We start from the raw sequence: 24,559 nt of genomic DNA on the forward strand, positions 1-24,559 counted from the left end.
CTTCCCGGGCAATCCCCAAGGAGGTATTGGCGCTGTTGCGGGTATCCAGCGAGGCGGTTTGAATGTCGCGAATAATCGGCTGCAACTTATCCAGAAAACGGTTGAACCCATTGGCCAATTGGCCCAATTCGTCGCGCCGCCCGACGGGCAGGCGTTGGGTGAGGTCACCATCACCATCGACGATGGCATCAAGCAGACCCGCCACCTTCAGCAGCGGGCGTGTCACCCCGTAGGCGGCCAGCCAGATCAGCAGCATGCCGAGGCAGCTGGCCAGTACCCCCAGGCAAAGGTTGAGCCAGTTGGCCTGGTGGCTTTTGTCGTCCAGTTCGCTTTGCATTTGCCGAGCGGAAGCCTGCACCAGGTCTTGGGGAACCTTGATCTCCAGTTGCCAGAGTGGATTGCCTGGCACGGTTTGCAGAGCCTGGGGTATATCGAGGGTGGACCCGGAGACTTCGCCGCTGCGTCCTGCCACCTGGCCGGTGGGCGACACAATGGCGACTTCGCTGTTGCCCTGATACAGGTCCTGGCCGAGGTCGGCAGCCAGCTTTTGCAGAGTGTCGAGGCCAATGTCCATGCCGACCACGCCGAGGATCTTGCCGTTGGCTATCAGAGGGATAGAAACGCTGCTCATCAGGACTTTCTGGCCTTCCACCTCGCTGGTGTAGGGCTCCACCACGCACGTGCGCCTTTGAGCTTGAGGGCAGGTGTACCAGACGTTTGTCGGTTCGCTGCCGGGTGGCGCAGTGTCGGTGAAGATTTGCGCCTCGGTGAGCACATCCTGGACCAGTTGTCCCGGCTGGCTCTGTGACCAATACAGCGCAAAGCGGCCTTTTTCGTTGCTCGCCAGTGCACGTTGCCCGACGAAATCGGCGTCTGCGCCCGCCAACGCGTCAGGCAGAAGTATGACGTACAGGCCGAGCACTTTTTCGCGTTTGAGCAGTGTCTGACGGGTCACGCTGATCAGCGCTTCGCGCAATTGCGCAGCCGTGAGGCGTCCATTGAACGTTTGATCGCGCAGTTGCAGAACCTGTTGCGCGAACCCTTCGCCATACAGCGCCGTTTCGTTGAAAAAGCGTTCGACGTGTTGGCCATGGGCAACGGCCTGGGCTTGCAAACGCTCTACAGCGGCTTGCCCGAGCAGGTGACTGCTCTGCTCCTTCAGCAATTTTGCACTTTGTTGGTTCTGGTACACCGAGGCGCCTACCAGCGCGCCAACGACAGCCAGCAGGCACAGTCCGCTCAGGACTGTGATCCGCCATTGGATAGTGAGATGAGCTAAACGCATGACTGAGGCTTCCTGCAGAGGGCTTTGGCTGCGATGGGCTGTGGACCAGGCCCTCGCTTTTATTATCGGTGCCAGCATCTGGGTATAGAGCGGGTGACGCTAGCATGCGGGAGGGAACGGCCAGCCGGTTATCCTGAATCGGCAAGGACTGCCGGATTGCTGGTGCCGCATCGACCTGTTTTGGGGCGGCGCCTCGGATGCTACCGATTTGGGATAGCGAGCGGTTCAGGGGCGGGCATAGGATCGAATTCAGCGCGCAACCAAAACAAAACGCTAATCGGTGCCGATGGAATTCAATCGGGCCACCCCAACAGCGACTGCCTCATACAATAAGGTCAACAACATGAGTGTACCTATCTCGATCAACAGCTCCACGGAGCTCAAGCGTGGCGCCCTGGGCGTCGGGTTCATCATCTTCTTCGTGGTGTCGGCGGCGAGCCCGTTAAGTGTCATCGCCGGTGGCTTCCCGATTGGCATCATGCTGGGCAATGGCGCCGGCACGCCGGCGTTGCTGATCCTGGCGTTGCTGGTGTTGCTGGCGTTTTCAGTGGGCTACACCACCATGTCCCGGCACCTGACCAATGCCGGCGGTTTTTATGCGTTCACCTCCCATGGTTTGGGTGGTCTGGCAGGTGGCGCGGCCGGGGTGTTGGCGATGTTTGCCTATAACATTCTTCAGGTCGGGTTGTATGGCATGTTCGGTGGGGTCGTCAGTGGCACCATGGAAAGTGTCTTCGGCCTGGTGTTGCCGTGGTGGTCCTACTCGCTGATGGCGATGGCGAGCATTGCGATTCTGGGCTATCGCAAGATCGACCTGTCGGCGCGGGTGCTGTCGGTGGTGGTGATCGCCGAGTACCTGGCGATCCTGATCCTGGATTTTGCCATCCTTAAATCTGGCGGCGACAGCGGCATCAACCTTGATGCGTTCGACCGCACCCATGTGCTCGGCGGTACCCCGTCCATCGGCCTGCTGTTTTGCTTTGCGGCATTCATCGGCTTTGAGGCCACCACCATTTACGGTGAAGAAGCCATAAATCCTAAACGTACCATTCCGATTGCCACCTACAGTTCAGTGCTGCTGATCGGTGGGTTCTACGCGCTGTCGGTGTGGTCGATGGTAGTGGGCGTGGGCGCGGACAAGATCGTGCCGATGCTGCAGGCCTTGCAGGATCCCACGACGTTTATCTATGGCATGTCCGATCACTTTGTCGGCCCCTGGCTGACTCAGATTATCCGGGTGTTGTTTATGGTCAGTATCTATGCCGGCCTCCTGGCGTTTCATAACGCCGCGGCGCGTTATTTTTACGCGATCGGCCGTGACGGCCTGTTGCACAGTCTGTTGGGCACCACTCACCGCGTGCATCAGAGCCCCCATATGGGCTCGGTGTTGCAGAGCCTGATTGCCGCAGTGGTGGTACTGATTTTCGCTGCATTGGATGCGGACCCGATCCTGCAACTGTTCGCCTGGTTCTCCAACCTCGCCACCCTCTGCGTCATTTTGCTGATGGCGCTGACGTCGGTAGCGGTCTGCGTCTACTTTCAGCGTCATCCCGAGCTTAACGTCGGGATTTGGCGCGGGCGCATCCTGCCTGTTTTCTCCTCCCTGGCATTAGTGCTCGTGCTGGTACTGGCAGTGGTGCATTTCGACGTGCTGACCGGGGCCAGCCAACTGCTGTCCTACGGACTCTGCGCCATCATTCCCGCGGCCCTGATCATCGGCGTCATTCTCGCCGCGAGATTGCGAAAGATCTCCCCACAACGGTTTCTCGCCTTGGGCAGCCACAAGCTTTAAGGCCGCACTCGTTACAGCTCGACTAACCAGACAACTCCAGCCTGTCGTTGCTCGGCATGGCTCGTCAGTGTGTGAAAGGAAGGTTTCAAATGCACAACTACAAAATGCTCATCAATGGTGTTCAGGTTGCCGGTGATAAGGGCCAGTTTGACGTGATCAACCCGGCCACCGGTGCTGCATTCGCCCAATGCCCCGCTGGCTCGCTGGCGCAACTCGACCTGGCGGTCGACGCTGCACAGACGGCATTCAAAAGCTGGCGGCACAACACCCACGCAGACCGTTGCGAGCGCCTGTTGGCGGTCGCGGCGGATATCGAACGGGAGGCCGAGTCACTGGCCCGGCTGATTGTGCTGGAACAAGGCAAACCGCTGGAACTGGCGTTTTCCGAAGTCATGGGTTCCGCCGCCTGGACCCGCTATGCGGCCGGGCAGGAGATAGCCGTGGAGCTGGTGGAGCAAACCCCCACCCAGCGGATCGAGTTGCATCGCAAGCCTTTGGGTGTGGTGGCGTCGATTACACCGTGGAACTGGCCGTTCATGATCGCCGTCTGGCACATCATGCCGGCGCTGCGAGCCGGTAACTGTGTGATCAGCAAACCGTCGAGCCTGACCCCGCTGAGCACCTTGCGCCTGGTGGAGATCATCGCCCGCCATGTGCCTCACGGCGTGATCAATTGCCTGACGGGCGAGCAAGGTTTCGGTAGTGCAATCACTTCGCACACTGGCATTCAGAAAATTGTTTTCACCGGCTCGACCGCCACCGGACAAAGCGTCATGCGCGGCGCCGCCAACAACCTCAAGCGCCTGACCCTGGAGCTGGGCGGTAACGACGCGGCAATCGTTCTGCCCGGTACGCCGGTTGAGGCGGTGGTCGAGGATATTTTCCAGGCGGCGTTTCTCAACATGGGCCAGACCTGCGCGGCCCTCAAGCGCCTGTATATCCACGAATCGCAGTACCAGGCCTTTGCTGATGCGCTGACCCTGATTGCGACGCGCCAAGTGGTGGGCGATGGCCTGGAAGCTGGCGTCACCTTTGGCCCGGTGCAAAACCTTGAGCAATTGGAACATGTCGACGCGCTGGTCGCCGACGCGCGGGCACAAGGCGCGCGCGTGCTGTGCGGCGGCGCGCGTCTGGATCGTCCCGGCTTCTTTTATCCACCCACCCTGGTCGCAGACGTGACAGATGGCCAGTGTCTGGTCGACAAGGAACAGTTCGGTCCTGTATTGCCCTTGATCGCGTACCGGGATGTCGAGGATGTGCTGCGGCGCGCCAATGCCGGTGACATGGGGCTGGGCGGATCGGTCTGGGGGCCGGATGTCGAGCAGGCCCAGGCACTGGCCAGCCGCCTGGAAAGCGGCGTTGCCTGGGTCAATTGCCACGCGCAGATTCAGCCGAACACGCCGTTTGGCGGCAGCAAGATGTCCGGGTTTGGCGTCGAGTTCGGCCTTGAGGGACTGCTGGAGTTCACTGGCCAGCAACTGCTATTTGTCCGCCCTTTTAAAGGCGCACCACAAGGAGCTTGAGCCATGAGGAATCCATCACGTTATCCCGTGTTTGGTAGCACGCTTGTGTGCACATTGGTGCTATGCGCCATCAATCAGGCCCAGGCCTATGAGTTGTACAGTGATGAGAGCCGTCACCTCAACGCAGACATGACCGCCGTGTTCGGCCTGTTCAACAGTCGCAAGAACTACGACGGCACGCCCGGGGGATCTACCTGGCGCGAAGGCTTTATCAAATACGGCTTGAGTGGCGACCAGTCCCTGGCGGGCAATGGCACTGCATATGGGGCATTCGCCCTGGTCAGCTCCGCCACCTGGGGCGACGGCGACCCGGGCGGCAATTCCCTGGGGACCGAGCGCACAACAAAGATCGAAGACGCCTACCTGGGCTGGCGCTCCGGCGACCTGTTCCCTGCGTTAGGCAAGGACGGGGTTGATATTTCCGGCGGGCGCCAAGTGGTCAAGCTGGGCCGAGGGTTCCTGATCAACGATGACGGACTGAACCTGGGCAAGGGCCCGGCCGATGGCAAGATGAACCGTGGGGGCGCTTATTACCTGGCTGCACGGCATGCGTTCGATCAAACCGCGCTGTTGCGCCTGGGTGGGCAAGATGGCCTGCACGGCAGCCTGGTGTGGCTCAAATCCGACAACCGCGTCCAGGCCGAAACCGAGCTGGCCGCCGGCACGCTGGATTACACCACCCAGCCGGGTACGATCGGGTTGACCTGGGTACACGGCATCGACGTAAGCGATCAATGGGCCAGCGACTTTCAACGCCAGCGCAAAGGCATGAACGTCTACAGCGTTCGCGGTGAAGGCGATGCGGGCATCAAGAATGTCAGCCTGGCGTTCGAATACGCCTGGCAGGACAAGGACGCCGGGCCGGCGAAAGCCTGGTACGGCGAAGCGGGCTACACCTTCGCCGATACCGCCTGGGCGCCGAAGGTGACCTATCGCTATACCCGCTATTCACAGAAGTGGGATCCGCTATTCACTGGCTTGAGCATGGGCTACGGCACCTGGTTCCAGGGCGAAGTTGCCGGCAACTACGCCGGGCCGTTCAACAGCAATACCAGCATTCAGCACGTCGGACTGAAGGCAACGCCGCTGGAAAACCTGACCTTGGGCGCGCTGTATTTCGATTTCGACACGGTGCGTAAAAGCAATGCGCTGAACCTCAATGCCCGTGAGCTGGATATCTACGCCGAATGGGCAGTCAACGCACACTTGATCATTACCCCGCTGATTGGCCTCTACAAACCCGATCAGGACACAACCACGGGTGGCAATCAAGTCGGCGGCAATGGCACTAACGTATACAGCCAATTGACGGTGGCTGTTCCGTTCTGACCGCACATCCGCCGCGTCCACGGCAAGGGACCGGCGGCTTATCCATAGGCTAGGGCACGGTGGTGCTCGACTGATTGCGCATGTTTTCGGCGATGCGCCGAGTGGTATCCATGACCATTTCGATCACTGTTTCCTGGCGCAGCAGCTTGAAGCTCTGAGTGCTGCCGACGGCGGACAGGCTGCCAACCACTTCGTCGATGTCCGTCTGGATGATGGGCGCGGCGATGCCGGTCAAGCCCAGGTTGAGTTCATCGTGGGTGAGGCAGTAACCGTCCTTGCGAATCTTTTTCGCGGCCTTGGAGAAGCTCGACCAGTCATAAGGGCAGTCCGGGTCGTTGGCCATGTGCTCGTCGAACAAGCGTTGCAAACGGCGACCTTTCTGAAAGGCGATCAACACCTTGGATTGCGCGCCGCGAAAGAACGGCAGCGGTTGCCCGCGCCCGAACGCAAAGTGGTAGGTGTCGGTGGGTTCGGCGATGTAGGTGTTGATGATGCGACCGTCATAAAAAACGCTCGCAAACACAGCCAGGCCGGTTTGCGTGGACAGCTCGTGCATCAACTCGCGCCCGGCAAGGAGGATAGGGTCGTACTGACGCATCATCCAGTCCAGTTCGATGATACGCGGCCCCAAGCCATAACTACCGGCGTCCACGCGGGTCAGCAGGCCGGCGTCGCACAAATCCTTGACGTAGCGGTACACGGTCGCGCGTGACAGGCCCATGCGCTCGGCAATGGTGTCGGGGTCAATCTTCAATGTCTGTGGACCGAACAGGTCCAGGATACTCAGCAATTTGCTCAGGCTGCTCATTTCGTTCCTAAAGACGGGGGAGGGCGCGTGCTTCGTTCCGGCGCAGACCAGATATCCCGCAGGAGCGCCAAACGCTGACGCAACACTACCTCAGTGAGAGAAAAACGCAATCTCGGCAGCCTTTCTAGTGCAGGTAAAATCACTTTAATCTCATTAAGCGAGACAAATATGAATTAAATGCTTGTTGGTTGAATATTTATGTGTGATAAATCTCATCACTGCAAATGCTCAAGCAAGAGGGCTGAAAATGAATGGTGCGCAACTGATAGTGAATGCGGCAGCGGCAAGCGGTATCGAATACTGCTTCGCCAACCCCGGAACCACCGAAATTCCATTGGTGGCGGCCATGGCCAGCGCACCTGCGCTGAAGCCGGTGTTGTCGTTGTTCGAAGGGGTGTGCACGGGGGCGGCGGATGGGTATGGCCGGATTGCCGGCAAGCCGGCGATGACTCTGACGCACCTGGGCCCCGGGTTTGCCAATGGCATCGCCAACCTGCACAACGCGCGTCGTGCCAATACCCCTATCGTCAACGTGATCGGTGATCACGCGTCATGGCATGTCAACTACGATCCGCCGCTGGCCAGTGACATCCAGGCCTTGGCCGGGACTGTCTCCGGTTGGGTGCGCACCTCGCGTACGGCGTCGGGTATCGGCGAAGATTTGCAGGAAGCGGTGCGGTCGGCCTGGCAGGCCAAAGGGCAGATCGCCAGCCTGATTTTACCCATGGACCTGCAAGCCAGCGCGGTGACGCACAACGGTGTGTTCGCCCCGATGCGGGCGCCGGTTCGCCGGTTTGCCGGTGACCGGGTCGAGACGGTGGCGCAGGCCCTGCGTGACGGGCTGCGCCTGGTGTTTATTGTCGGGGATGAGGGGCTGTCGGTCGCGGGTCTGGAAGCAGCGGGGCGCCTGGCCCAACTGCCTGGCGTGCGCCTGTTTGCCGAGACCTTTCCACGGCTCAGCTACCGTGGTGGTGGTTTGCCGGATCTGGATCGCCTGCCGTACTTCCCGGAAGTGGCCATTGAAATCCTCGAGCAGTACGACCAGGTCGTGTGTGCCGGGGTGCCGGAGCCCATCAGTTATTTCGGCTACGAAGGCATCCCGTCGCGCCTCGCTGAGCGTGAGCGTCTGCTGACGCTGGCCGATGTCGGTGACGATGTAGCCGGCGCGCTGACGGCGCTGGCCGATGCCCTCAATGCACCGGCCTATGTGCCGACGCCGATGGGCATCGAACTGCCGCCAGGCCATGCCGAGCTCACACCTCAGTCTATCGGCCAGGTTTTAGCCGCATCGCTGCCGGACGAGAGCATTGTCTCCGTGGAAGGCGGCACCTGCGGCTATCCGTTTTTCACCGCTTCCGCTGGCGCCGCACGGCACCGGGTATTGACCAACACTGGTGGCGCGATCGGCCAGGGCATTCCGGTGGGGTTCGGCGCCGCCTTGGCAGAGCGGGGCAATCGCGTGTTCTGCCTGCAATCCGACGGCAGTGCCCAGTACACCATTCAAACCCTGTGGAGCATCGCCCGTGAGCAGTTACCGGTGGTGATCCTGATCGCCGCCAACCATCGCTACGCCATTTTGCAGAACGAACTGCGCCGCTTCGGCATGACGGAAATGGGGCCCGAAGCCCTGCGCCTGACGGTGCTCGATAGCCCGAGAATTGACTGGAAGGCTCTGGCCAAGGGCTACGGTGTGCCGGCCTGCACGGTGCACACCAATGCCGAACTGCAACAGGCGCTGGCCAATGCCAATGCCGACAGCGGTCCTTGCCTGATCGAAATGGCGCTGTGAAGGAGTCGATGATGAAACAGTTTGAAGTGCTACCCGCTGTGCAACACTTTTTGTCTCATCCCGGACGCCTATTTATCGGTGGCAGTTGGCAGGACGCCGCCGCTGGTCGGCGGTTTGCCGTGGAAAACCCGGCGACTGAAGAAACCCTGACGGAAGTGGCCCAGGGTGACGCGCGCGATGTGGATGCGGCCGTTGCGGCAGCCCGCACAGCGTTTACCGGCGCCTGGGCGCTGCAGTCGCCCGCCCAACGCGGTCTGCTGCTGTTTCGACTGGCGGATCTGCTGGATCAGCACCGCGAGGAGCTGGCGCAGTTGATCACGCTGGAGAACGGCAAACCCATCTCAGCCGCTCGAGGGGAAGCGGCCAACGCGGCGACCATTATTCGCTACTTCGCCGGCTGCGCCGACCAAGATCGAAGGCAGCACGCTGCCCGTATCGCCGGCCAGCGGTGCACCCATGCTCAACTACACCTTGCGTGAGCCGGTGGGTGTGTGTGCGCTGATCGTGCCGTGGAACTTCCCGTTGAACATGTGCGTGTGGAAGCTTGGTCCAGCGCTGGCGACAGGCTGTGTCGCGGTGCTCAAGCCCGCCGAGCAAACCCCGCTGGTCGCGATTCGACTGGTGCAGTTGATCGAGGCCGCCGGGTTTCCACCGGGGGTGGTCAACCTGATCACCGGCCTTGGCGCTGAAACGGGCGCGCCGCTGGCGCAGCATCCTGACGTGGACAAGATCGCCTTCACCGGCTCGACCCACGTCGGCAGGCTGATCGCTCAGGCGGCCACCAGCAACATGAAAAAAGTCTCGCTGGAACTGGGCGGCAAGTCGCCGAACATCATCTTGCCGGACGCCGATATCGTGCGCGCCGCCAAAGGTGCCGCCGACGGCATCTTCTACAACCAGGGCCAGGTGTGCACGGCTGCCTCACGTTTATACGTACACGCCAGTGTGCTCGATCAGGTGCTCGAAGAACTTGAGCGGCATGCCACCGCACACGTGCTCGGTAATGGTTTGGATCCGGCCACCAGCATGGGCCCACTCGTGTCGGGCCGCCAATTGAGTACGGTCAAAGGCTACCTGCAACGAGGCCAGGAGGAGGGCGCCGAACTGATCTGCGGTGGCGGCCGTCCCGACCACCTGGAGCGCGGCCACTTCATTGCGCCCAGCGTATTCCTTGACCGCGCCGAGCGTGCCTGTGTCGCCCGCGAAGAGATCTTCGGTCCGGTGCTGACCGTCATGAGCTGGACCGAAATCGACGACCTGGTACTGCGCGCCAACGATTCGCCTTATGGCCTCGCGGCAGGCCTGTGGACCCGCGACCTGCGCTCGGCGCACCGCGTGGCGGCGCAGCTCAAGGCGGGCTCGGTGTGGATCAACTGCTGGAACGTGGTCGACGCGGCTTCGCCGTTCGGCGGGTACAAGCAATCCGGCTGGGGCCGGGAAATGGGTAAAAACGTGATCGATGCCTACACCGAGACCAAGAGCGTCTTCGTCGATCTGGCCTGAACCGAATAATCACAAGAGGAAATGCTATGGATCTGGAATTGAAAGGCCGCGTGGCCATCGTCACCGGCGGCGGTATGGGTATCGGCAAGGAAGTCGCACGTTTTCTGTCCGAAGAGGGCTGCAAGGTGGTGATCTGCGCACGCCGCATGGAGTTTCTCCAACAGGCTGCCGAAGAGATCACGGCGCAGACTGGCAACGAAGTGCTGCCGTTGTACTGTGACACCAATCAGATGTCGGCCGTGTCTGACATGGTCGAAGCCGCGCACAAACACTTCGGCCGCATCGACATCCTGGTCAACGGTGCCGCAGCGCCGTCCGGAGTGGTGCGCAATGACATCGAACATGCCGGCGACGACGAGCTGCTGTCGGACCTCAACACCAAGGTGATCGGCTACTTCCGTTGCGCCAAGGCCGTGACCCCGCACATGAAGGCCGGCGGCTTCGGTCGCATCATCAACATCGGCGGCCTCACCGGGCGCAGCAGCAAAGTCCTCTCGGGGATGCGCAACCTGGCGATCGCCCACATGACCAAAACCCTCTCCGACCAGTTGGGCCCTTCGGGCATCACGGTCAACCTGATTCACCCCGGCGTGGTCGACACCCCGCACATCCAGGAGTTGTACGAGCGCGAAGGGGTCAAGCAAGGCAAGACCTCGGAACAGGTTGAGCAGGCCTACATCGACGCGACGCCGATTCGCCGCACCTTGGCACCGATTGAAATGGGCTGGCTGATTGGTTTCCTGGCGTCGCCAAAGGCTGGCGCGGTGACCGGAGAATCCATCGGCATCGACGGCGGTTTGACCCGCGGCATCTACATCTGAGGAGCACCAACGATGAGTAACGGAACCCTGTTAGTGGCCACGGTAGGGCAGGCGGTGATCCGCAGCGCCGACGAGGGTCGGACCTGGCATCGCCTGGGCCTGGGCCAGGATCTGGAGTTCGACGCGATCACCCGATCCTTGAGTGTGCACCCCGGCGAGCCTGAGGTGATCTACGCCGGCACGGACGTAGGTTTGTGTGTCAGCCGCGACACCGGCGGCCATTGGCAGCGGATCGATTCGCCGTTCAACGGGCAGACGGTCTGGAAAGTCGCCGTCGATCCGCAGGACGCGCAACGGATTTTCGTTGGCACTGGCGCACCTTCGCGCGCCGTACTGTGGCGGACGCTGGACGGTGGTATCAGCTGGGATCGTGCGCCGGTGGAGATTCCGGAATTCTGCGACGGGGTCAGCCGCCCACGGCTGCTGGCTTTCGCCTATGACCCGACCGACCGCAACCAGCTATGGTTCGGCCTTGAAGAGGGTGGATTATTCCACTCCCGTGACGGTGGCGACAGCTGGACGCGCGTCGATGATCGGCTGCTGTGGGACTACAACTCGGATGTCCACAATATCCTGGTACTGCCCAATCATGGTCAGAAAGTCATCGTGGTGGTCTGCGTCAACGCCGTCTACCGCAGCCTGGATGAGGGGTTGACCTGGACTGGCATTATCGGTCGAGAAGCGTTCGGCCTGTACTACATGCGCGCCATGAATGCGCCGTTGGGCACGCAAAGCGACCTGTACCTGAGTATTTCCGATGGCACGCCCGGTACCACCAGCAAGATCCTGGTGTCCCGTGATGCTGCGCTCAGCTGGGAAGTGCTGCCCCTGCCGCAACAACCCAATTCCTGCGTTTGGGCCATTGCCTTCAACCCGGAAAATCCGCAACAGATCGTTGCGGGAACCAAGTATGGGCACTTGTTCACCTCCGGGAATGGCGGTGATGGCTGGCAGAAACAGTGGCGCGAATTCAGTGAGATCGCTGACGTGCTCTGGACCCCCGCAGTGGCGCAGATCAAGGCAGGGCATCAATCCGTGGTCAAAAAAAGCTGAGGTATCACGCGATGAAAGTCGAAATCCTTCGTACTCACTTATCGCTCTCGGTAAGTGATCCTGATGTGTCGGCACGCTGGTACGCCGACATCCTGGGCATGCATGAAAGTGCCCGAGGCGAAAGCTGGGTCATGATGGCGTTTGGCACCAAACATCACGACATCGCCTTGCTTCGTGCAGAGCCCGGCGCCCATCAGGGCGGGTTGGGGTTGCAACACTATGGATTGGAAATCGCCGGGGACATGACCACCTTGCGCCAGCTCTACGGCATGTTGCTGGGCAAGGGCGTCGAGGTGGTGAAGATCACCGATCACGAAATCGGCCATGGTGTGTATTTCAACGATCCTGACGGTAATCGCATGGAATTTTTCCTTGAGACCGAACACGACGATGCGCGCGGCAAGGCCCGGTTCAAGGCCGCTGGCGCGCCAAGCCGACATTTCAATCTAGATCCACTAGACCCACTTTGAGGCAACCCAGATGAAAACCGCTAATTTTGCTTCGTATCACATCCGCAAGTGGTACAGCTTTGTCGAAGAAACCCTGGCCAACGAAAGTGGCCAGTTGGCCGATGGCGAGCCGCTGTTCAAATATGCCGTCGCCGCCGTGATCGCCAACCCCTATGCCGGTCGCTACAGCGAGTCGCTGACAGAGCTGGTAGAACCGTCGCCGCTGCTGGGCGAAGAGTTCGGTCGTCGCATTCAGGCGCTGGCCGGTTCGCGGGATATTGTCAGCTACGGTAAAGCTTGCATGGTGGGCAGCCAGGGCGAATACGAACACGGCAATGCGTTCCTGACCAACCCGGCTGCCGATCCAGTGCGCCTGGCGCTGGGCGGGGGCAAATCCTGGGTGCCGTCCACCGGCAAACGGGGCGGCCCGGGTTCAACCATTGATGTGCCGTTAGCCCACAAGGATGCACTGTATGTACGCTCCCATTACGACAGCATGTCCCTGATGTTTGGCGACGGCCCCGCGCCGGATGAGGTGATCGTGATCTGGGCCTTCGCCACGCGCGGGCGCTTGCATGCGCGGCTGGGCGGTCTGCAGGCGGCAGACGTCAAAGGTATTGATGGGCTGCACTGATTTCAGGCGCATGGCTTTAGCGGCGTCGGATTAAAAACACAACAAGAAAGCGGTGAATAGCGATGAAGCAGGAGAAGACCCAAGTTGTCATTGTCGGCGGCGGCCCTAACGGGATCACGGCCGCGCACTATATGGGGATGTACGGTATCGACTGCGTCGTCCTTGAACTTGCCGACGGCGTACTGCCTTACCCGCGCGCAGTGGGCATGGATGATGAAGCACTGCGCGTGCTGCAGGGGATCGGCATCGCCGAACTCGCCGTGCGCGACATGATCTGCGATGTACCGCTGCGTTATTACAATGCTCGCGGTGTGTGTTTCGCCGAGGTCAAGCCGAGTACGGCCCATTACGGCTGGCCAATGCGTAATATTTTCATGCAGCAGTTGCTGGAAGGCACGTTGCGCGAAACCCTGGGACAGCGTGCCAGCGTTGTGTTGCGCCAAGGCCACGAAATGCTCGAACTCGAGCAGGACGGGCAGGGTGTGACATTGCAGGTGCGCGATGCTCAGGGCGAGATTTATCAACTGCGGGCTGACTATGTAATCGGCGCCGATGGCGGACGCTCCACTGTGCGTAAAAAGCTCGGTATCGAACTGTCGGGGCTGACACATGCGCGCAAATGGGTGGTGGTCGATACGGCCAATGACACCCTCGATGCACCCTACACCGCACTGCATGCCGATCCGGAACGGCCCTTCGTGTGCATCTATCTCCCGTATCAGCAACGCCGCTGGGAGTTCATGCTCCTGGAGGGCGAAGATGAAGCGAGGATGTGTGAGGAAAGCACCATTCGCGACTTGATCCGTGGGCATATCGGCAACGCGGTCGATCAGTTGAACATCATCCGCATCCGAGCCTATACCCACCACTCCCGGGTCGCGGTGCGTTTTGTCGAAGGGCGTGTGGCGCTGGTGGGCGATGCCGCGCATATTTCTCCACCCTGGGCCGGGCAGGGCCTCAATTCCGGGCTGAGAGACGTGGCCAACGTGGCCTGGAAGCTGGCGGCGATCATCCAGGGCCGTGCCTCGCACTCGATCCTCGCCAGCTACGACCAGGAGCGCCGTGGGCATGCCACCGAGCTGGTGGCCCTGGCCGACAACATGGGCGCGGTACTGGGAATGACCAACCCGCTGATGGCCGGCGTTCGCGACTGGTTGTTCCAGGCGGTGAACAGTGTCGACAACCTGCGCTCGCACCTGCTGGAGTTCAAATTCAAACCCAAGGCCACCATCACCAAGGGCCTGGTCTATCACGAGCGTGCCGAGTTGCGCGAGGACGATCTGGTTGGCCAGCTGTTTGTTCAGCCGTACATCGAAGACGCCCAGGGCCAGCGTTGTCGCCTGGATGAGGTGCTTGGCAATTCCTATGCGGTGCTGGGTTATCGGGTGAACCCGCGCGAGCAACTCAGCGAGGAAATGGCCGCTTATTGGGCGCGCTGGAACACGCGTTTTATTCAGGTCAATCGTTCGCGCAGTGGCATCGGACGTGGCCAGCCGTTAACGGCCTCGGACGCCATCAGCGTGGAGGACGTGGATAATCGCCTGGGTGAATGGTTCTCCAAGGTGCGTGACTGCATCGTAGTGGTGCGTCCGGACCGGTTTGTCGCCGCCATTACCACACCAGATAGGCTTGAAGGTGTGCTGCGCAAACTGGCGGAGCAACTGTCATGAACAGCGGCAACGCGCTACTTAACCGGCTACATCAGGCAACGCGCACGGTGCAAGCCATTGCGCCACTGGCCCCCGAGGCGATAGATCGGCTTGCGGGTTATGCGCTGCAACGCGAAGCGCTGGATCACCAACAAGCCGCAGGCGAGCGACTGAGCGGGTGGAAGGTCGCCTTCGCCGGCAGCGCCGCGCAAAAACGCTTTGGACTTGACGAGCCGGTGTATGGCGGCCTGATGGATACCATGATCGTCGAGCCGGGTACGGCGGTGGCGTTCTCGCGGTTGATCCAGCCCAAGCTGGAGATCGAATTGGCATTTGTGCTGGGGCGTACCCTGGTGCCGGGAGAGTACCGTGACGAGGATATTCTGGCAGTCATCGGCGACATAGCACCCGCGTTGGAGATCGCCGACTGCCGTTGGCAGGGCTGGGATTTCGGAGTGGGCGCCTTTCTTGCCGACAACGCGGCGGCGGGGCTTTATTGTCTCGGACCGCGCATCCCTTTCGATCCTGTACAACACGTCAACGTGGTGTATCGCCTGGAGTGTGACGGCGCGCTCTGCGGTAGTGGTGATACGCGCGATCGAGAGGACAGCCCGCTGGCCAATCTGTGCTGGCTGATTCGGCGTCTGTTGGCCGACGGTCAACGTGTGGAGGCTGGGCAAGTTGTGCTCTCCGGTGCGTTGTTGCCGCCGATGAATATCCAGCCCGCCACGTACTGCCTACACATGCTTGGCATGGAACTGGCTTTGGTTTTCACGGCGGACGCCGCCCCGGTGTGAACGATAGCTGCCGTCACGGATGACTGAGTCCCTTTCAGGCCGATAAACAAACGGGGCCATCGAGGAACGACGACCATGCTTGCTGAAGTTCGAACCTTCAATGACCCTCAACAACACGCTGGCTCCATCCAGGGCTGGCGGCAAGTATATGACCAACTCGGCCGTGGCTGCCTGACCAGTGAGCTGCGGCAGTTGTCCTCTGACCGCTTTCAAATCTTCCAGGAAGTGCTGGACAAACGCGTGGTACAGCGCGGCTATGCGCCTAAAGGTCGGCTGTGCGCGGCCATGTCGTTAGGCTGCGCGCCGGTGGTGCAGGGGCAACAGGTGGGCACTCACAGCGTGGTGCTGTTGCGTGACGGCGAGGAGTTTGTGTTGCACGCCCCTGAAGGCATGCACTTCTTCGCGCTCAATATCGACGCGGTACGCTTCGCCAAACTGGCGGCCTTCGAATTGTCTGACGATCAGCTCAAGCGCCTGAAGACCACGTCCCAACTCAGCGTGGATGACGCGTTACTGTTGCGAATACGTCAGCGTATCCACCCGCTGTTTCATCACCTTTTGGAACAGACAGACGCTATCAACTCAACCGCTGAGAAAATGCTGGAGGAAGAACTGCTCGGGGCGTTCCTTGATTTGTTCAGCCACGCCACCGATGAGGTACGTTGTCGTCGCGGTAATTTCGCCGTGAGTGCTTACCTGGTGAAGCGTTGCCAAGAGCTGATCGATGCCAGTGGTGATACACCACTGAGCATTCTCGACCTGTGCGAACACCTGCGGGTGAGTCGCCGGACCCTGCAGAACAGTTTTCAGGCAGTGACTGGAATGCGTCCAGTCGAATACCTGCGCAATCTACGCCTCAACGCGGTGCGCCGGCGCTTGATCACAACCTCTGCCTGCACTCACAACATCAGTGAGATCGCGATGGCGATGGGCTTTTTTCATCTGAGCCACTTTGCCGCGCATTACCGGCAATTGTTTGGCGAGTCACCGTCCGAAACGCTCAGGGCAATGCGCTAAAGACCTCATGTGCGGCTGACGCTTTCCTCCCACCCGATTTCCTTTTCCAGGCTGATATTCAAGCGCTCGTGAATTGTTGGTTTCGCTGCGCGAAGCTGGCAACTTGGCTCGCTGGATATGCCTTGCCGTATTCGAAACACAGGGAATTACCCAGGGGTGATGAAGGCGCGCGTTTATTTTTGAACGGGAGGGTCAGGCGTAGTTGATCCGGTCGGTGTAGGCGTTCTGGGTCATTTTGCGTTGATAGTCGCAAGGCGTTGTACTGACCAGTTTCTTGAAGTCGCGCAGGAAGTGCGATTGATCGGAAAAGCCCAGGTCGAGGGCCAGCTCCGAAAACGATACATCGTGTTGGGTATTGAGGGTGTCCAGAGCTGCCTGGCAGCGGATGATTCGGCAAAAGGTCTTGGGTGACATGCCGGTGTCCTGGCTGAACTGTCGGTGCAGCGTGCGACTGGTGTACCCGCTGAGTTTTTCCAGTTGCTGAATACGAATATCACCGCGGTAGCGCATTGCCTGCTGAATGACCATAGCCGTGAGTGCTGACGTTCTACCCATCAGGCGGGGGGCGAGGTAGTCGTTGAACAGCCGCATCTGATCGCCCAGCAGCGGTGCTTGAACGATATTTTCGAAGATGCGCTGGGCGAACCCCGAGACCTCCAGCAGGTCGAGTTCCCGTTCGGTCAATTCTTCGGCCAGCACATTGATAAATCCGGGAATGACGCCCGGCGAAAAGCGCACGCCGAAGTAGTGATGGTTCTGGTGTAACTCGACCGCTTGGGCAGCCAGCGGCGTGCCACAGATCCGGGCGGTAGGGCGTGTTGCATCACAGTCGAAAACAATATCCACGCAACCGTCCGGCACGGCCAGCAGGTTGGCTGATTGAGCCACATCGAAGGCATAGAAATGCGAGATCGCCGGGTGTTCGGAGGGCATGACCGAATACCGTGAAGAGTTGAGCACGAACCAGGGCTGTTCGTTCGCAGTGTGGTGCCTGGGAGGCGGCGCGCACTGTTTGATCATGGTTGCACCTTCGATGAGCAGCGATACGGAAGTTTTCACGCATTAATCACGCCAACTATTGCGCGCCGGCCAATCGGGCATGTCCGAAATTTACAATACCGCCGAAAAACGCGCCCTGATACTCGACGTCGACAGCGTGGAGCTGCGCCTACCGCAGCGATATCACCTTCAGCCCGAGAATAACTATGTCTACAAATACAAAAATCGACTTCATCTACCTCTCCGAGCAGGACATGATCCGCGCGGGCGTGACTGACATGCTGGCGTGCGTGAACACCATGGAAGAGATGTTCGGCCTGCTCTATGCCGGTGACTATCGCATGGCTGGGCCGAACAATGACTCCCATGGCGCGATGGTGATCTTCCCGCAGGATTCGCCCTTCCCGAACATGCCCAAGCCCACGGCTGACCGGCGCATGATGGCCATGCCTGCCTACCTGGGCGGGAGCTTTTGCACCGCAGGCGTGAAGTGGTACGGCTCCAATATCGCCAACCGCGAAAAAGGCCTGCCGCGCTCGATTCTGATGTTTACCTTGAACGACCCCGACACCGGCGCACCGCTGGCCCATATGTCGGCCAACCTGCTGTCCGCGTATCGCACCGGTGCGATTCCCGGCGTAGGCGCGCGCCACTTGGCACGCAAGGACTCAAAAGTCGTCGGCCTGCTCGGTCCAGGTGTAATGGGCAAGACCACACTGGCGGCATTCATCGCGGTATGCCCGCATATCGACACACTGAAGATCAAAGGTCGTGGCCAGAAGAGCCTCGATAACTTTATCGCCTGGGTCAAGGAAACCTATCCGCAGATAACCACGATCGAAGTGGTCGACACCCTTGAAGCGGTGGTCCGCGACTCCGACCTTGTTACTTATTGTAGCTCCGGTGAGGTGGGCGATCCCACGACCTACCCAATTGTGAAACGCGAATGGGTCAAGCCAGGTGCCTTCCTGGCGATGCCTGCCTCCTGCTCCCTTGACGACGGGATGGAACAGCGCGACGTACGCAAGGTGCTGGACAACACCGGTCTCTACCAAGCCTGGTTTGAAGAACTGCCCAAGCCTGCGCATCACTGCGTGCCGGTGATTGGCGTGCGCTTCATGGACATGATTGCCGAAGGCAAGATGCAGCTCGATGAAGTTGAGGACATCGGCAAGATCATTGCCGGCGCCGCGCCAGGCCGTAGGGACGATGAAGAAATCATCATCATGTCGGTGGGGGGCATGCCCGTGGAAGACGTGGCCTGGGGCACGGTGGTGTACCGCAACGCCATCGAAAAAGGCATCGGCGTCACCTTGAACCTGTGGGAAACCCCGGTTCTGCGTTAAGCCATCCATCACTTATTTTGAAGAGGCATTCCACATGACAAAAATCATCAAGCTCAAGACCGGTTCCCCGTTTGAAGATCAGGCCAGCTATTCGCGCCTGGTGGTCGTGGACAACTGGATCTACGTGTCCAACACCGCAGGCCGCAACCCGCAGACCAAGCTGATTCCGGAAGATATCCTCGAGCAGACGCATCAGGTATTCGCCAACATCGAGGCGGCCCTGGCGGCGGTCGATGCGAGCCTGGCGGACGTGGTGTGTTCGCGGGTGTTCATCCAGGCCCCCAAAGACGTACCTGCCGTGATGGCCCTGATCGGCGAAAAGTTTCGCGGCGTTGACCCGGCCAGCACCGTCACCTGTCCGCCCTTGGGGTCGACGGTCTACAAGGTTGAGCTGGAAGTGACGGCGTATCGCAATGCGTCGAAGGCGCAAGTTGAAGTCATTCGACTGTCGCAGTAACTGTCACGCGGCCACGCGTAGGCGTGGCTTACTTCATTCGCTTACCGAGTCTTGATCATGGCACCCACAATAGCGCCCGTGAAAACGTCTACCGTGTTTCCCTCCGCAACCTCTGTCGTCATCATTGGCGGCGGGATTATCGGCCTGACTGCTGCGTTGACATTGGCCGAACGCAATATCTCGGTGGTGGTGCTGGAAAAAGGCCATATCGCCGGTGAGCAGTCGTCACGCAACCTGGGCTGGGTACGCAAGACCAGCCGCCACGCGGCTGATATTCCCCTGGCCCTCGCCGCGGACCGTTTGTGGGCGAAGATGCCTGAGCGGGTAGGGGCGGATGTCGGGTATCGCCAGGAGGGCATCATGTTCGTGGGCCGAACCCCATCGCAGATGGCGATGCATGAGGGATGGCTCAAGTCGGTGGAGCATTTGTCACTGGATTCACGGCTGCTCAGCAAACGCGAAATTGGCGCGCTGGTGCCAGGCGGCGTGGGTGACTGGGCCGGCGGCATCTTTACGCCATCCGATGCGCGTGCCGAACCGACGCTGGCAAGCAGCGCTATCGCCAAGGCAGCCCTGGACATGGGGGTGGTGATTATCGAGCAGTGCGCGGTCCGGACGCTGCAGATGTCCGCCGGTGTGGTCAGTGGCGTGGTCACGGAGAGAGGTGAGATTCGCTGTGATCATGTGCTGCTCGCAGGGGGGATGTGGTCACGGCGCTTTCTGGGCAACCTCGGTGTGTCGTTGCCGACCTTGCCCTTGACCTGCTCGGTGCTACGTACTCGCCCAATGGAAGGGCCGACGGAAATTGCTGTCGGCGCACCTGACTTTTCGTTTCGCAAGCACAAGGACGGCGGCTTCATCATTACCCAGCGCGGCAAACTGGATGCCTTCCTGACACTCGATCACCTGTTGCTCGCCAAGCAATATATGCCGCAGTTCCGTGCGCAACGCAGCGTCTTGAACGTGTCGTTGGGTAAACCTTTTTTCAATGACCTGGCGCTTGCCCGGCGTTGGAAATCCGACAGCGTCAGCCCATTTGAACGCGTCAGGGTGCAGGATCCGGCCGCCAACCCGCGGCTCAATAACGATGCAATGAACAACCTCATTGCGGCTTGGCCGGTGTTTGAACAGGCGCGGATCGCCCAGGCCTGGGCAGGCACTATTGATGTCACACCCGATTCGAATCCTGTCATTGGGCCGGTCGCGCAGATTCCGGGGCTGACCGTGGCCACCGGCTTCTCAGGGCACGGTTTCGGCACGTCGCCGGCGGCAGGTCACCTCGCAGCGGATCTTGTCAGCGGTCATGCGCCGATCATTGATCCAAGCCCTTATCGGTTTGATCGTTTCCAGAACGATCGAAGCCACGCATAGAGGAACCAACCGATGCCTCCTGACAGCTGTTTCTTTACCAACCGTTCGGGCTTGCGCCTGCACTTTTTGCGCTGGGGTGAGTCGACCGGCGTGCCCTTGGTGCTATTGCATGGCTTGCGGGCCTACGCACAAACCTGGGAATCGCTGGTGCAATCTCTGGGAGCGGGCTATTGCATCTATGCCTTGGACCAGCGCGGTCGAGGACTGAGTGATTGGGCCTCGCCCGACAGTTACCACACGCAGTCGTATGTCGAGGACCTTGAAGACCTTGTAGCCCATGTTGGCTTGTCGCGTTTTGTATTGCTGGGGCACTCATTAGGGGGCGCCAACGCCCTTGAATATGCGCGGCAAAATCCGCGACGGTTGATTGGCTTGATGATTGAGGACATCGGTCCCGGCTCTTCCAGCCAGGGCGATGGTGCCGCACGCATTCGCCGCGAGATGAGCCAGACGCCTTTGCAGTTCGAGAGCTGGGAGGCGGCTCGCGCATTCTGGCAGGCTTCTCGCCCGGGCTTGTCGGAACAGGGCCTGGCGTCAAGGCTCGCTCATTCCATGAAAGAGAGCGAGGGCGTGATCACCTGGCGCCATGATCAACAGGGTATTGCCGAGGCGCGCCTGAGTATCGAGCCGACAGACCTGTGGCCTGCGGTGCGCGCGCTGGATTGCCCGACCCTGTTCATTCGCGGCGGCCGCTCGGACTTTCTGCCGCCCTCGACGCTGCAGGCGATGAGCGCCAGCAATCCGCACGTCCGGACGGCGGAGGTCGCTGGCGCCAGTCACTATGTACATGACGATCAAGGCGAGGTGTTCAACGCGCTGGTCGCAGGCTTTCTCAAAAGCCTTGAGCTCCCGGGTCAATGAAACCCACGGCACGTCTGATCGCACTGCTGGCATCGCTGACGGCCTTTGTGCCGTTTTCCATCGATACCTACCTGCCCAGCCTGCCGCAGATCGCCGCTGACCTGTCGAGCAGCACAGCCCAGGTGCAACACACGATCAGTGCCTTTCTCGCCGGGTTGTGCCTGGGCATGCTGTTCTATGGGCCACTGTCGGACCGCTATGGGCGTCGCCCACTGTTGCTGGGCAGTCTCGTGCTCTATGGCCTGGCAACCCTTGGCTGCCTGTTTGCCGGCAGCATCGAACAACTGACTGCATGGCGATTTCTCCAGGCACTTGGCGGGGCTGGTGCGCTGGTCCTGGCGAGGGCCATCGCCAGAGACCTGTTCGGTCTGGCACAGGCGGCCAAGGTGCTGTCCTGGATGCATCTGCTGACGATGATGGCGACGTTGGTCGCGCCAATGATCGGTACCTGGCTGGTGCTGATTGACGGCTGGCGCACCATATTCGGCGCATTGTTCATTCTGTGCGGGCTGTGCTTGCTGATGGTGAGCGTGGGACTGAAGGAGAGCCTGCCAACGCCGGCGCGCGGCACCTCGCTCAAGGGGGCGTTCGCCGCTTACCCGGGCATCGTCCGACAACCTCGGGCGGTGGCGCTGATCCTGTGCATGTCACTGGCCTTTGGCGGCATGTTCGCTTTTATCACCGCCTCACCCTTTGTGTACGTCGTGTACTTCGGTGTCTCGCCGCGTACCTTCAGTTGGCTGTTCGGCCTGAACATTCTAGGCATCATCGTGGTGACCTTTATCAATGCCCGCTGGGTCGCTCGCTTCGGGCCACAGCGCATGCTGGGAGTGGGCGCCGTGCTAGCGGGCGTCGCAGGGCTGGCGCTGATGGTGGCGGGGTATACGCAATGGGACGGGCTGACGAGCATTGTGCTTTGCATGGTGCTGTACATGGGCGTCACGGGCTTGCTGGGAGCCAATTGCACGGCAAGCCTGATGAGCATGTTCCCGGGGCAGGCAGGGGCGAGTGTCGCCCTGGGTATTTCAGTGCAATTCGCCAGCGGGGCGCTGGCCAGTCTGTGGGTCAGTCGCCTCGCCGATGGCACCCCATGGCCCATGTGCCTGGTGGTGGGAAGCTGTGGGCTTGGCTGCCTGGTTGCGTATGGCATCTCGATTCGCGTGCCTGTCAGCCCCGTTGCAGCGCGGGATGACATGAGTGCGCCGTTTCAACCCTGACGCGGGTCATCCCGTGCTGGGTGTTACGCTCCTAAAAACAAGTCCAGAATGAGCTCGTTCCTGCTTCAGGAGTAAGACTAACCTTGATCCTCATATCCCGAATGCCTGAGGACTCTTCCGGGCGCCTTTGTCGGACGCCGTTCCATGAGCCCGGTTTTCTTTTGCCGCTACACCCTCTCGCGACCCGAATCCCGGGGTGCCGGAATCAGGTCGCGTGCCGCATAGAAACCCTGCACCAGCCGGTTTTTGGCCCGGTACTCGCACAGCACCAGCAACGTATCGGGTAGCTGGGAAGTCGATGAGGGGTGTTTGACCACCATCGTTTTGCCTCCCGAACGTAAGCGAACAAATGCCCCAGGTTCGAATGTGCCCATTTTCAGTGACCTCACAAGGCCTTGTTCGAGTTTTCTATCCAGCCCCCACCCAATGCCTTATACAGACTGACCTCGGCGGTCAGTTGCGCCAACCGGTCGATGATCAATGTCTGCCGGGCGCTGAACAGGGAACGTTGAGCATCGAGAAACGTCAGGCTGCTGTCGACGCCGATGCGATAGCGGCGCTCTGCCAGGCGGTAGTAATCCTGATTGGCCTGTACCAGATCGGTTTGCGCCATCAATTGATCCTTGTAAGTCTTGCGTGCCGTCAAGCCATCGGAGACTTCCTGGAAGGCGGTCAGGATCGATTTTTCGTACTGCGAGACGCTGATGTCTTTCTGGATTTTCGAATAGTCCAGGCTCGCCCGAAGGCTGCCGGCGTTGAAAATGGGGATGTTGATTTGCGGTTGAAACAACCAGCCGCCGGAGCCACCCTTGAATAGTCCGGACAATTCGCTGCTTGAGCTACCGGCGTTGGCGGTCAGGCTGATGCTCGGGAAAAACGCGGCACGGGCCGCACCGATGTTGGCGTTGGCTGACTGCAGCAGGTATTCGGCCTGGAGGATATCCGGGCGTCGTTGCAGCAGGTCCGAAGGCAGGCCGGCGGGAACTTCGGCGAGCAAGTCGGACGCCAGCGGGAGGCTGGGCAGGTCGTCCGATACCGATGTGCCCACCAGCAATGCAAGGCTGTTGAGGTCCTGGGCAACCTGGCGCTGGAATTTGGCCAGGCTGGCCCTGGCGCTTTCCACCGAGGTTCGCGACTGGCTCAGGGCCAGGGCCGAAGCGGTACCGACCTGATTGGTGCGTTCGGTCAAGCGCAGGCTTTGCTCGTAGGATTGGAGCGTGTCCTGGGTCAACTTCAGCAACTCCTGATCGGCACGCCAGGTCAGGTAGGCATTGGCAACGCTGGCCACGAGACTCAACTGGGTGCTGCGGCGGGCTTCTTCGCTGGACAGATAGATGAATGAGGCCTCTTCGCTGAGACTGCGTATGCGTCCGAAAAGGTCCAGTTCATAGGCGCTGATACCCAGCGTCGCCGAATACGAGCTGCTGATCGCGGAGTCACCGGTTTGCGTCAGGCTGGATGGCAGGCGCTGGCGCGAACCTGAGCCATTGGCACTGATCGCCGGGTAAATATCGGCACGCTGGATTCGGTATTGCGCCTGATAGGCCTCGACGTTGAGGGCCGCCACCCGCAAGTCGCGATTGTTGAGCAGCGAGCTTTCGATGAGTTGTTGCAGCACTGGATCGCGGAACATCTCTCGCCAACCCTGATCGGCGCCGATTGGACCCGACAGGGCCGGGGCGTAGGAGGACGTCTGCGGGTACTGTGTGGCTATCGGGGCCTCGGGGCGCTGGTAGTCCGGGATCAGCGAGCAGCCGCCAAGGATGAATGCAGCGGACACCAAGGGGCTCAGGGATTTATACATCGGCCTGTCTCATCGTCTGGAAATTCCTGGTCGTTATCCGGTCACACTGCCCGTG

General features: G+C 60.4%; 20 protein-coding genes and 2 pseudogenes. 17 read left to right on the plus strand and 5 right to left on the minus strand.

All coding sequences use genetic code 11. From position 1 onward, the window contains the following. Positions 1-91 precede the first annotated feature (91 nt). Positions 92-1,363, minus strand: a pseudogene (locus ACZ89R_RS01935) (PDC sensor domain-containing protein); the annotation flags it as partial. Positions 1,364-1,628: 265 nt separating this feature from the next. Here ACZ89R_RS01935 and ACZ89R_RS01940 point away from each other — a divergent pair. The 3 genes from ACZ89R_RS01940 to ACZ89R_RS01950 all read left to right on the plus strand — a co-directional run bounded on the left by ACZ89R_RS01940 (position 1,629) and on the right by ACZ89R_RS01950 (position 5,929). Then, complete coding sequence (locus ACZ89R_RS01940) at positions 1,629-3,077, plus strand: APC family permease (protein ID WP_429546903.1); 1,449 nt, start codon at positions 1,629-1,631, stop codon at positions 3,075-3,077. An 89-nt stretch (positions 3,078-3,166) separates the two neighbouring features. Further along, positions 3,167-4,600: an aldehyde dehydrogenase family protein gene (locus ACZ89R_RS01945; RefSeq protein ID WP_429546902.1), complete on the plus strand. Its 1,434-nt coding sequence runs from the start codon at positions 3,167-3,169 to the stop codon at positions 4,598-4,600. 3 nt (positions 4,601-4,603) lie between these two features. Further along, positions 4,604-5,929 (plus strand): alginate export family protein, encoded by a 1,326-nt coding sequence (locus ACZ89R_RS01950; RefSeq protein ID WP_429546901.1) that lies wholly within the window; start codon positions 4,604-4,606, stop codon positions 5,927-5,929. Positions 5,930-5,978: 49 nt separating this feature from the next. Here ACZ89R_RS01950 and ACZ89R_RS01955 read toward each other — a convergent pair whose 3' ends face one another. Next, positions 5,979-6,737, minus strand: a complete 759-nt coding sequence (locus ACZ89R_RS01955; protein WP_429546900.1) for an IclR family transcriptional regulator — start codon at positions 6,735-6,737, stop codon at positions 5,979-5,981. A 247-nt stretch (positions 6,738-6,984) separates the two neighbouring features. Between ACZ89R_RS01955 and ACZ89R_RS01960 the strand changes: the two genes are divergently transcribed. The 9 genes and pseudogenes from ACZ89R_RS01960 (at position 6,985) to ACZ89R_RS02000 (ending at position 16,449) form a co-directional block, all read left to right on the plus strand. Then, positions 6,985-8,526, plus strand: a complete 1,542-nt coding sequence (locus tag ACZ89R_RS01960) for an acetolactate synthase large subunit (protein WP_429546899.1) — start codon at positions 6,985-6,987, stop codon at positions 8,524-8,526. A gap of 11 nt (positions 8,527-8,537) precedes the next feature. Next, positions 8,538-10,029, plus strand: a pseudogene (locus ACZ89R_RS01965) (aldehyde dehydrogenase family protein). 26 nt (positions 10,030-10,055) lie between these two features. Continuing rightward, entirely contained in the window at positions 10,056-10,850 is a 795-nt protein-coding gene (locus tag ACZ89R_RS01970; protein ID WP_280163976.1) for an SDR family NAD(P)-dependent oxidoreductase, read from the plus strand. Positions 10,851-10,862: 12 nt separating this feature from the next. Further along, positions 10,863-11,903 (plus strand): WD40/YVTN/BNR-like repeat-containing protein, encoded by a 1,041-nt coding sequence (locus ACZ89R_RS01975; RefSeq protein WP_429546897.1) that lies wholly within the window; start codon positions 10,863-10,865, stop codon positions 11,901-11,903. 11 nt (positions 11,904-11,914) lie between these two features. Further along, complete coding sequence (locus tag ACZ89R_RS01980; RefSeq protein WP_018927858.1) at positions 11,915-12,373, plus strand: VOC family protein; 459 nt, start codon at positions 11,915-11,917, stop codon at positions 12,371-12,373. Between the two features lie 10 nt (positions 12,374-12,383). Then, positions 12,384-12,986 carry an amino acid synthesis family protein gene (locus ACZ89R_RS01985; protein ID WP_305478087.1) on the plus strand — a complete coding sequence of 201 codons (603 nt, stop codon included), beginning with the start codon at positions 12,384-12,386 and terminating at the stop codon, positions 12,984-12,986. A 62-nt stretch (positions 12,987-13,048) separates the two neighbouring features. Continuing rightward, positions 13,049-14,656: a bifunctional 3-(3-hydroxy-phenyl)propionate/3-hydroxycinnamic acid hydroxylase gene (locus ACZ89R_RS01990; RefSeq protein WP_429546896.1), complete on the plus strand. Its 1,608-nt coding sequence runs from the start codon at positions 13,049-13,051 to the stop codon at positions 14,654-14,656. Next, a complete protein-coding gene (locus ACZ89R_RS01995; RefSeq protein ID WP_429546895.1) occupies positions 14,653-15,432 on the plus strand; it encodes a 2-keto-4-pentenoate hydratase in 780 nt (259 codons plus the stop codon). The genes ACZ89R_RS01990 and ACZ89R_RS01995 overlap by 4 nt, the downstream gene beginning before the upstream one ends. A gap of 75 nt (positions 15,433-15,507) precedes the next feature. Then, positions 15,508-16,449 (plus strand): helix-turn-helix domain-containing protein, encoded by a 942-nt coding sequence (locus ACZ89R_RS02000; protein WP_018927862.1) that lies wholly within the window; start codon positions 15,508-15,510, stop codon positions 16,447-16,449. A 192-nt stretch (positions 16,450-16,641) separates the two neighbouring features. Here the strand turns inward: ACZ89R_RS02000 and ACZ89R_RS02005 are convergent, their stop codons facing one another. Further along, complete coding sequence (locus ACZ89R_RS02005; RefSeq protein ID WP_429546894.1) at positions 16,642-17,469, minus strand: AraC family transcriptional regulator; 828 nt, start codon at positions 17,467-17,469, stop codon at positions 16,642-16,644. Positions 17,470-17,654: 185 nt separating this feature from the next. On the opposite strand from ACZ89R_RS02005, the gene ACZ89R_RS02010 reads away from it, so the two are divergent. The 5 genes from ACZ89R_RS02010 to ACZ89R_RS02030 are packed head-to-tail and all read left to right on the plus strand — an operon-like array spanning position 17,655 to position 22,700. After that, positions 17,655-18,794, plus strand: coding sequence for an ornithine cyclodeaminase family protein (locus ACZ89R_RS02010; RefSeq protein WP_140678243.1), 1,140 nt, complete (start codon positions 17,655-17,657; stop codon positions 18,792-18,794). 34 nt (positions 18,795-18,828) lie between these two features. After that, complete coding sequence (locus ACZ89R_RS02015; RefSeq protein ID WP_429546893.1) at positions 18,829-19,251, plus strand: RidA family protein; 423 nt, start codon at positions 18,829-18,831, stop codon at positions 19,249-19,251. Positions 19,252-19,308: 57 nt separating this feature from the next. Further along, positions 19,309-20,622, plus strand: a complete 1,314-nt coding sequence (locus ACZ89R_RS02020) for an NAD(P)/FAD-dependent oxidoreductase (protein WP_429546892.1) — start codon at positions 19,309-19,311, stop codon at positions 20,620-20,622. A gap of 12 nt (positions 20,623-20,634) precedes the next feature. Next, positions 20,635-21,483 carry an alpha/beta fold hydrolase gene (locus ACZ89R_RS02025; RefSeq protein ID WP_429546891.1) on the plus strand — a complete coding sequence of 283 codons (849 nt, stop codon included), beginning with the start codon at positions 20,635-20,637 and terminating at the stop codon, positions 21,481-21,483. Further along, entirely contained in the window at positions 21,480-22,700 is a 1,221-nt protein-coding gene (locus ACZ89R_RS02030) for a multidrug effflux MFS transporter (RefSeq protein WP_429546890.1), read from the plus strand. Before ACZ89R_RS02025 ends, ACZ89R_RS02030 begins: the two co-directional genes overlap by 4 nt. A 167-nt stretch (positions 22,701-22,867) precedes the next feature. Here ACZ89R_RS02030 and ACZ89R_RS02035 read toward each other — a convergent pair whose 3' ends face one another. Both ACZ89R_RS02035 and ACZ89R_RS02040 read right to left on the minus strand, forming a co-directional pair. After that, positions 22,868-23,074 (minus strand): hypothetical protein, encoded by a 207-nt coding sequence (locus tag ACZ89R_RS02035; RefSeq protein ID WP_429546889.1) that lies wholly within the window; start codon positions 23,072-23,074, stop codon positions 22,868-22,870. 11 nt (positions 23,075-23,085) lie between these two features. Then, on the minus strand, positions 23,086-24,504 hold the full coding sequence (locus tag ACZ89R_RS02040) for an efflux transporter outer membrane subunit (protein ID WP_429546888.1): 1,419 nt from the start codon (positions 24,502-24,504) through the stop codon (positions 23,086-23,088). Positions 24,505-24,559: the final 55 nt, after the last annotated feature.

Source organism: Pseudomonas sp. TE3728 (assembly GCF_056279145.1).

Excerpts from the sequence above, each read along its gene's own strand:
- ACZ89R_RS01940 (WP_429546903.1), top strand. The coding sequence starts at position 1,629 with ATGAGTGTACCTATCTCGATCAACAGCTCCACGGAGCTCAAGCGTGGC.
- ACZ89R_RS01945 (WP_429546902.1), top strand. The coding sequence starts at position 3,167 with ATGCACAACTACAAAATGCTCATCAATGGTGTTCAGGTTGCCGGTGAT.
- ACZ89R_RS01950 (WP_429546901.1), top strand. The coding sequence starts at position 4,604 with ATGAGGAATCCATCACGTTATCCCGTGTTTGGTAGCACGCTTGTGTGC.
- ACZ89R_RS01955 (WP_429546900.1), bottom strand. The coding sequence starts at position 6,737 with ATGAGCAGCCTGAGCAAATTGCTGAGTATCCTGGACCTGTTCGGTCCA.
- ACZ89R_RS01960 (WP_429546899.1), top strand. The coding sequence starts at position 6,985 with ATGAATGGTGCGCAACTGATAGTGAATGCGGCAGCGGCAAGCGGTATC.
- ACZ89R_RS01970 (WP_280163976.1), top strand. The coding sequence starts at position 10,056 with ATGGATCTGGAATTGAAAGGCCGCGTGGCCATCGTCACCGGCGGCGGT.
- ACZ89R_RS01975 (WP_429546897.1), top strand. The coding sequence starts at position 10,863 with ATGAGTAACGGAACCCTGTTAGTGGCCACGGTAGGGCAGGCGGTGATC.
- ACZ89R_RS01980 (WP_018927858.1), top strand. The coding sequence starts at position 11,915 with ATGAAAGTCGAAATCCTTCGTACTCACTTATCGCTCTCGGTAAGTGAT.
- ACZ89R_RS01985 (WP_305478087.1), top strand. The coding sequence starts at position 12,384 with ATGAAAACCGCTAATTTTGCTTCGTATCACATCCGCAAGTGGTACAGC.
- ACZ89R_RS01990 (WP_429546896.1), top strand. The coding sequence starts at position 13,049 with ATGAAGCAGGAGAAGACCCAAGTTGTCATTGTCGGCGGCGGCCCTAAC.
- ACZ89R_RS01995 (WP_429546895.1), top strand. The coding sequence starts at position 14,653 with ATGAACAGCGGCAACGCGCTACTTAACCGGCTACATCAGGCAACGCGC.
- ACZ89R_RS02000 (WP_018927862.1), top strand. The coding sequence starts at position 15,508 with ATGCTTGCTGAAGTTCGAACCTTCAATGACCCTCAACAACACGCTGGC.
- ACZ89R_RS02005 (WP_429546894.1), bottom strand. The coding sequence starts at position 17,469 with ATGATCAAACAGTGCGCGCCGCCTCCCAGGCACCACACTGCGAACGAA.
- ACZ89R_RS02010 (WP_140678243.1), top strand. The coding sequence starts at position 17,655 with ATGTCTACAAATACAAAAATCGACTTCATCTACCTCTCCGAGCAGGAC.
- ACZ89R_RS02015 (WP_429546893.1), top strand. The coding sequence starts at position 18,829 with ATGACAAAAATCATCAAGCTCAAGACCGGTTCCCCGTTTGAAGATCAG.
- ACZ89R_RS02020 (WP_429546892.1), top strand. The coding sequence starts at position 19,309 with ATGGCACCCACAATAGCGCCCGTGAAAACGTCTACCGTGTTTCCCTCC.
- ACZ89R_RS02025 (WP_429546891.1), top strand. The coding sequence starts at position 20,635 with ATGCCTCCTGACAGCTGTTTCTTTACCAACCGTTCGGGCTTGCGCCTG.
- ACZ89R_RS02030 (WP_429546890.1), top strand. The coding sequence starts at position 21,480 with ATGAAACCCACGGCACGTCTGATCGCACTGCTGGCATCGCTGACGGCC.
- ACZ89R_RS02035 (WP_429546889.1), bottom strand. The coding sequence starts at position 23,074 with ATGGGCACATTCGAACCTGGGGCATTTGTTCGCTTACGTTCGGGAGGC.
- ACZ89R_RS02040 (WP_429546888.1), bottom strand. The coding sequence starts at position 24,504 with ATGTATAAATCCCTGAGCCCCTTGGTGTCCGCTGCATTCATCCTTGGC.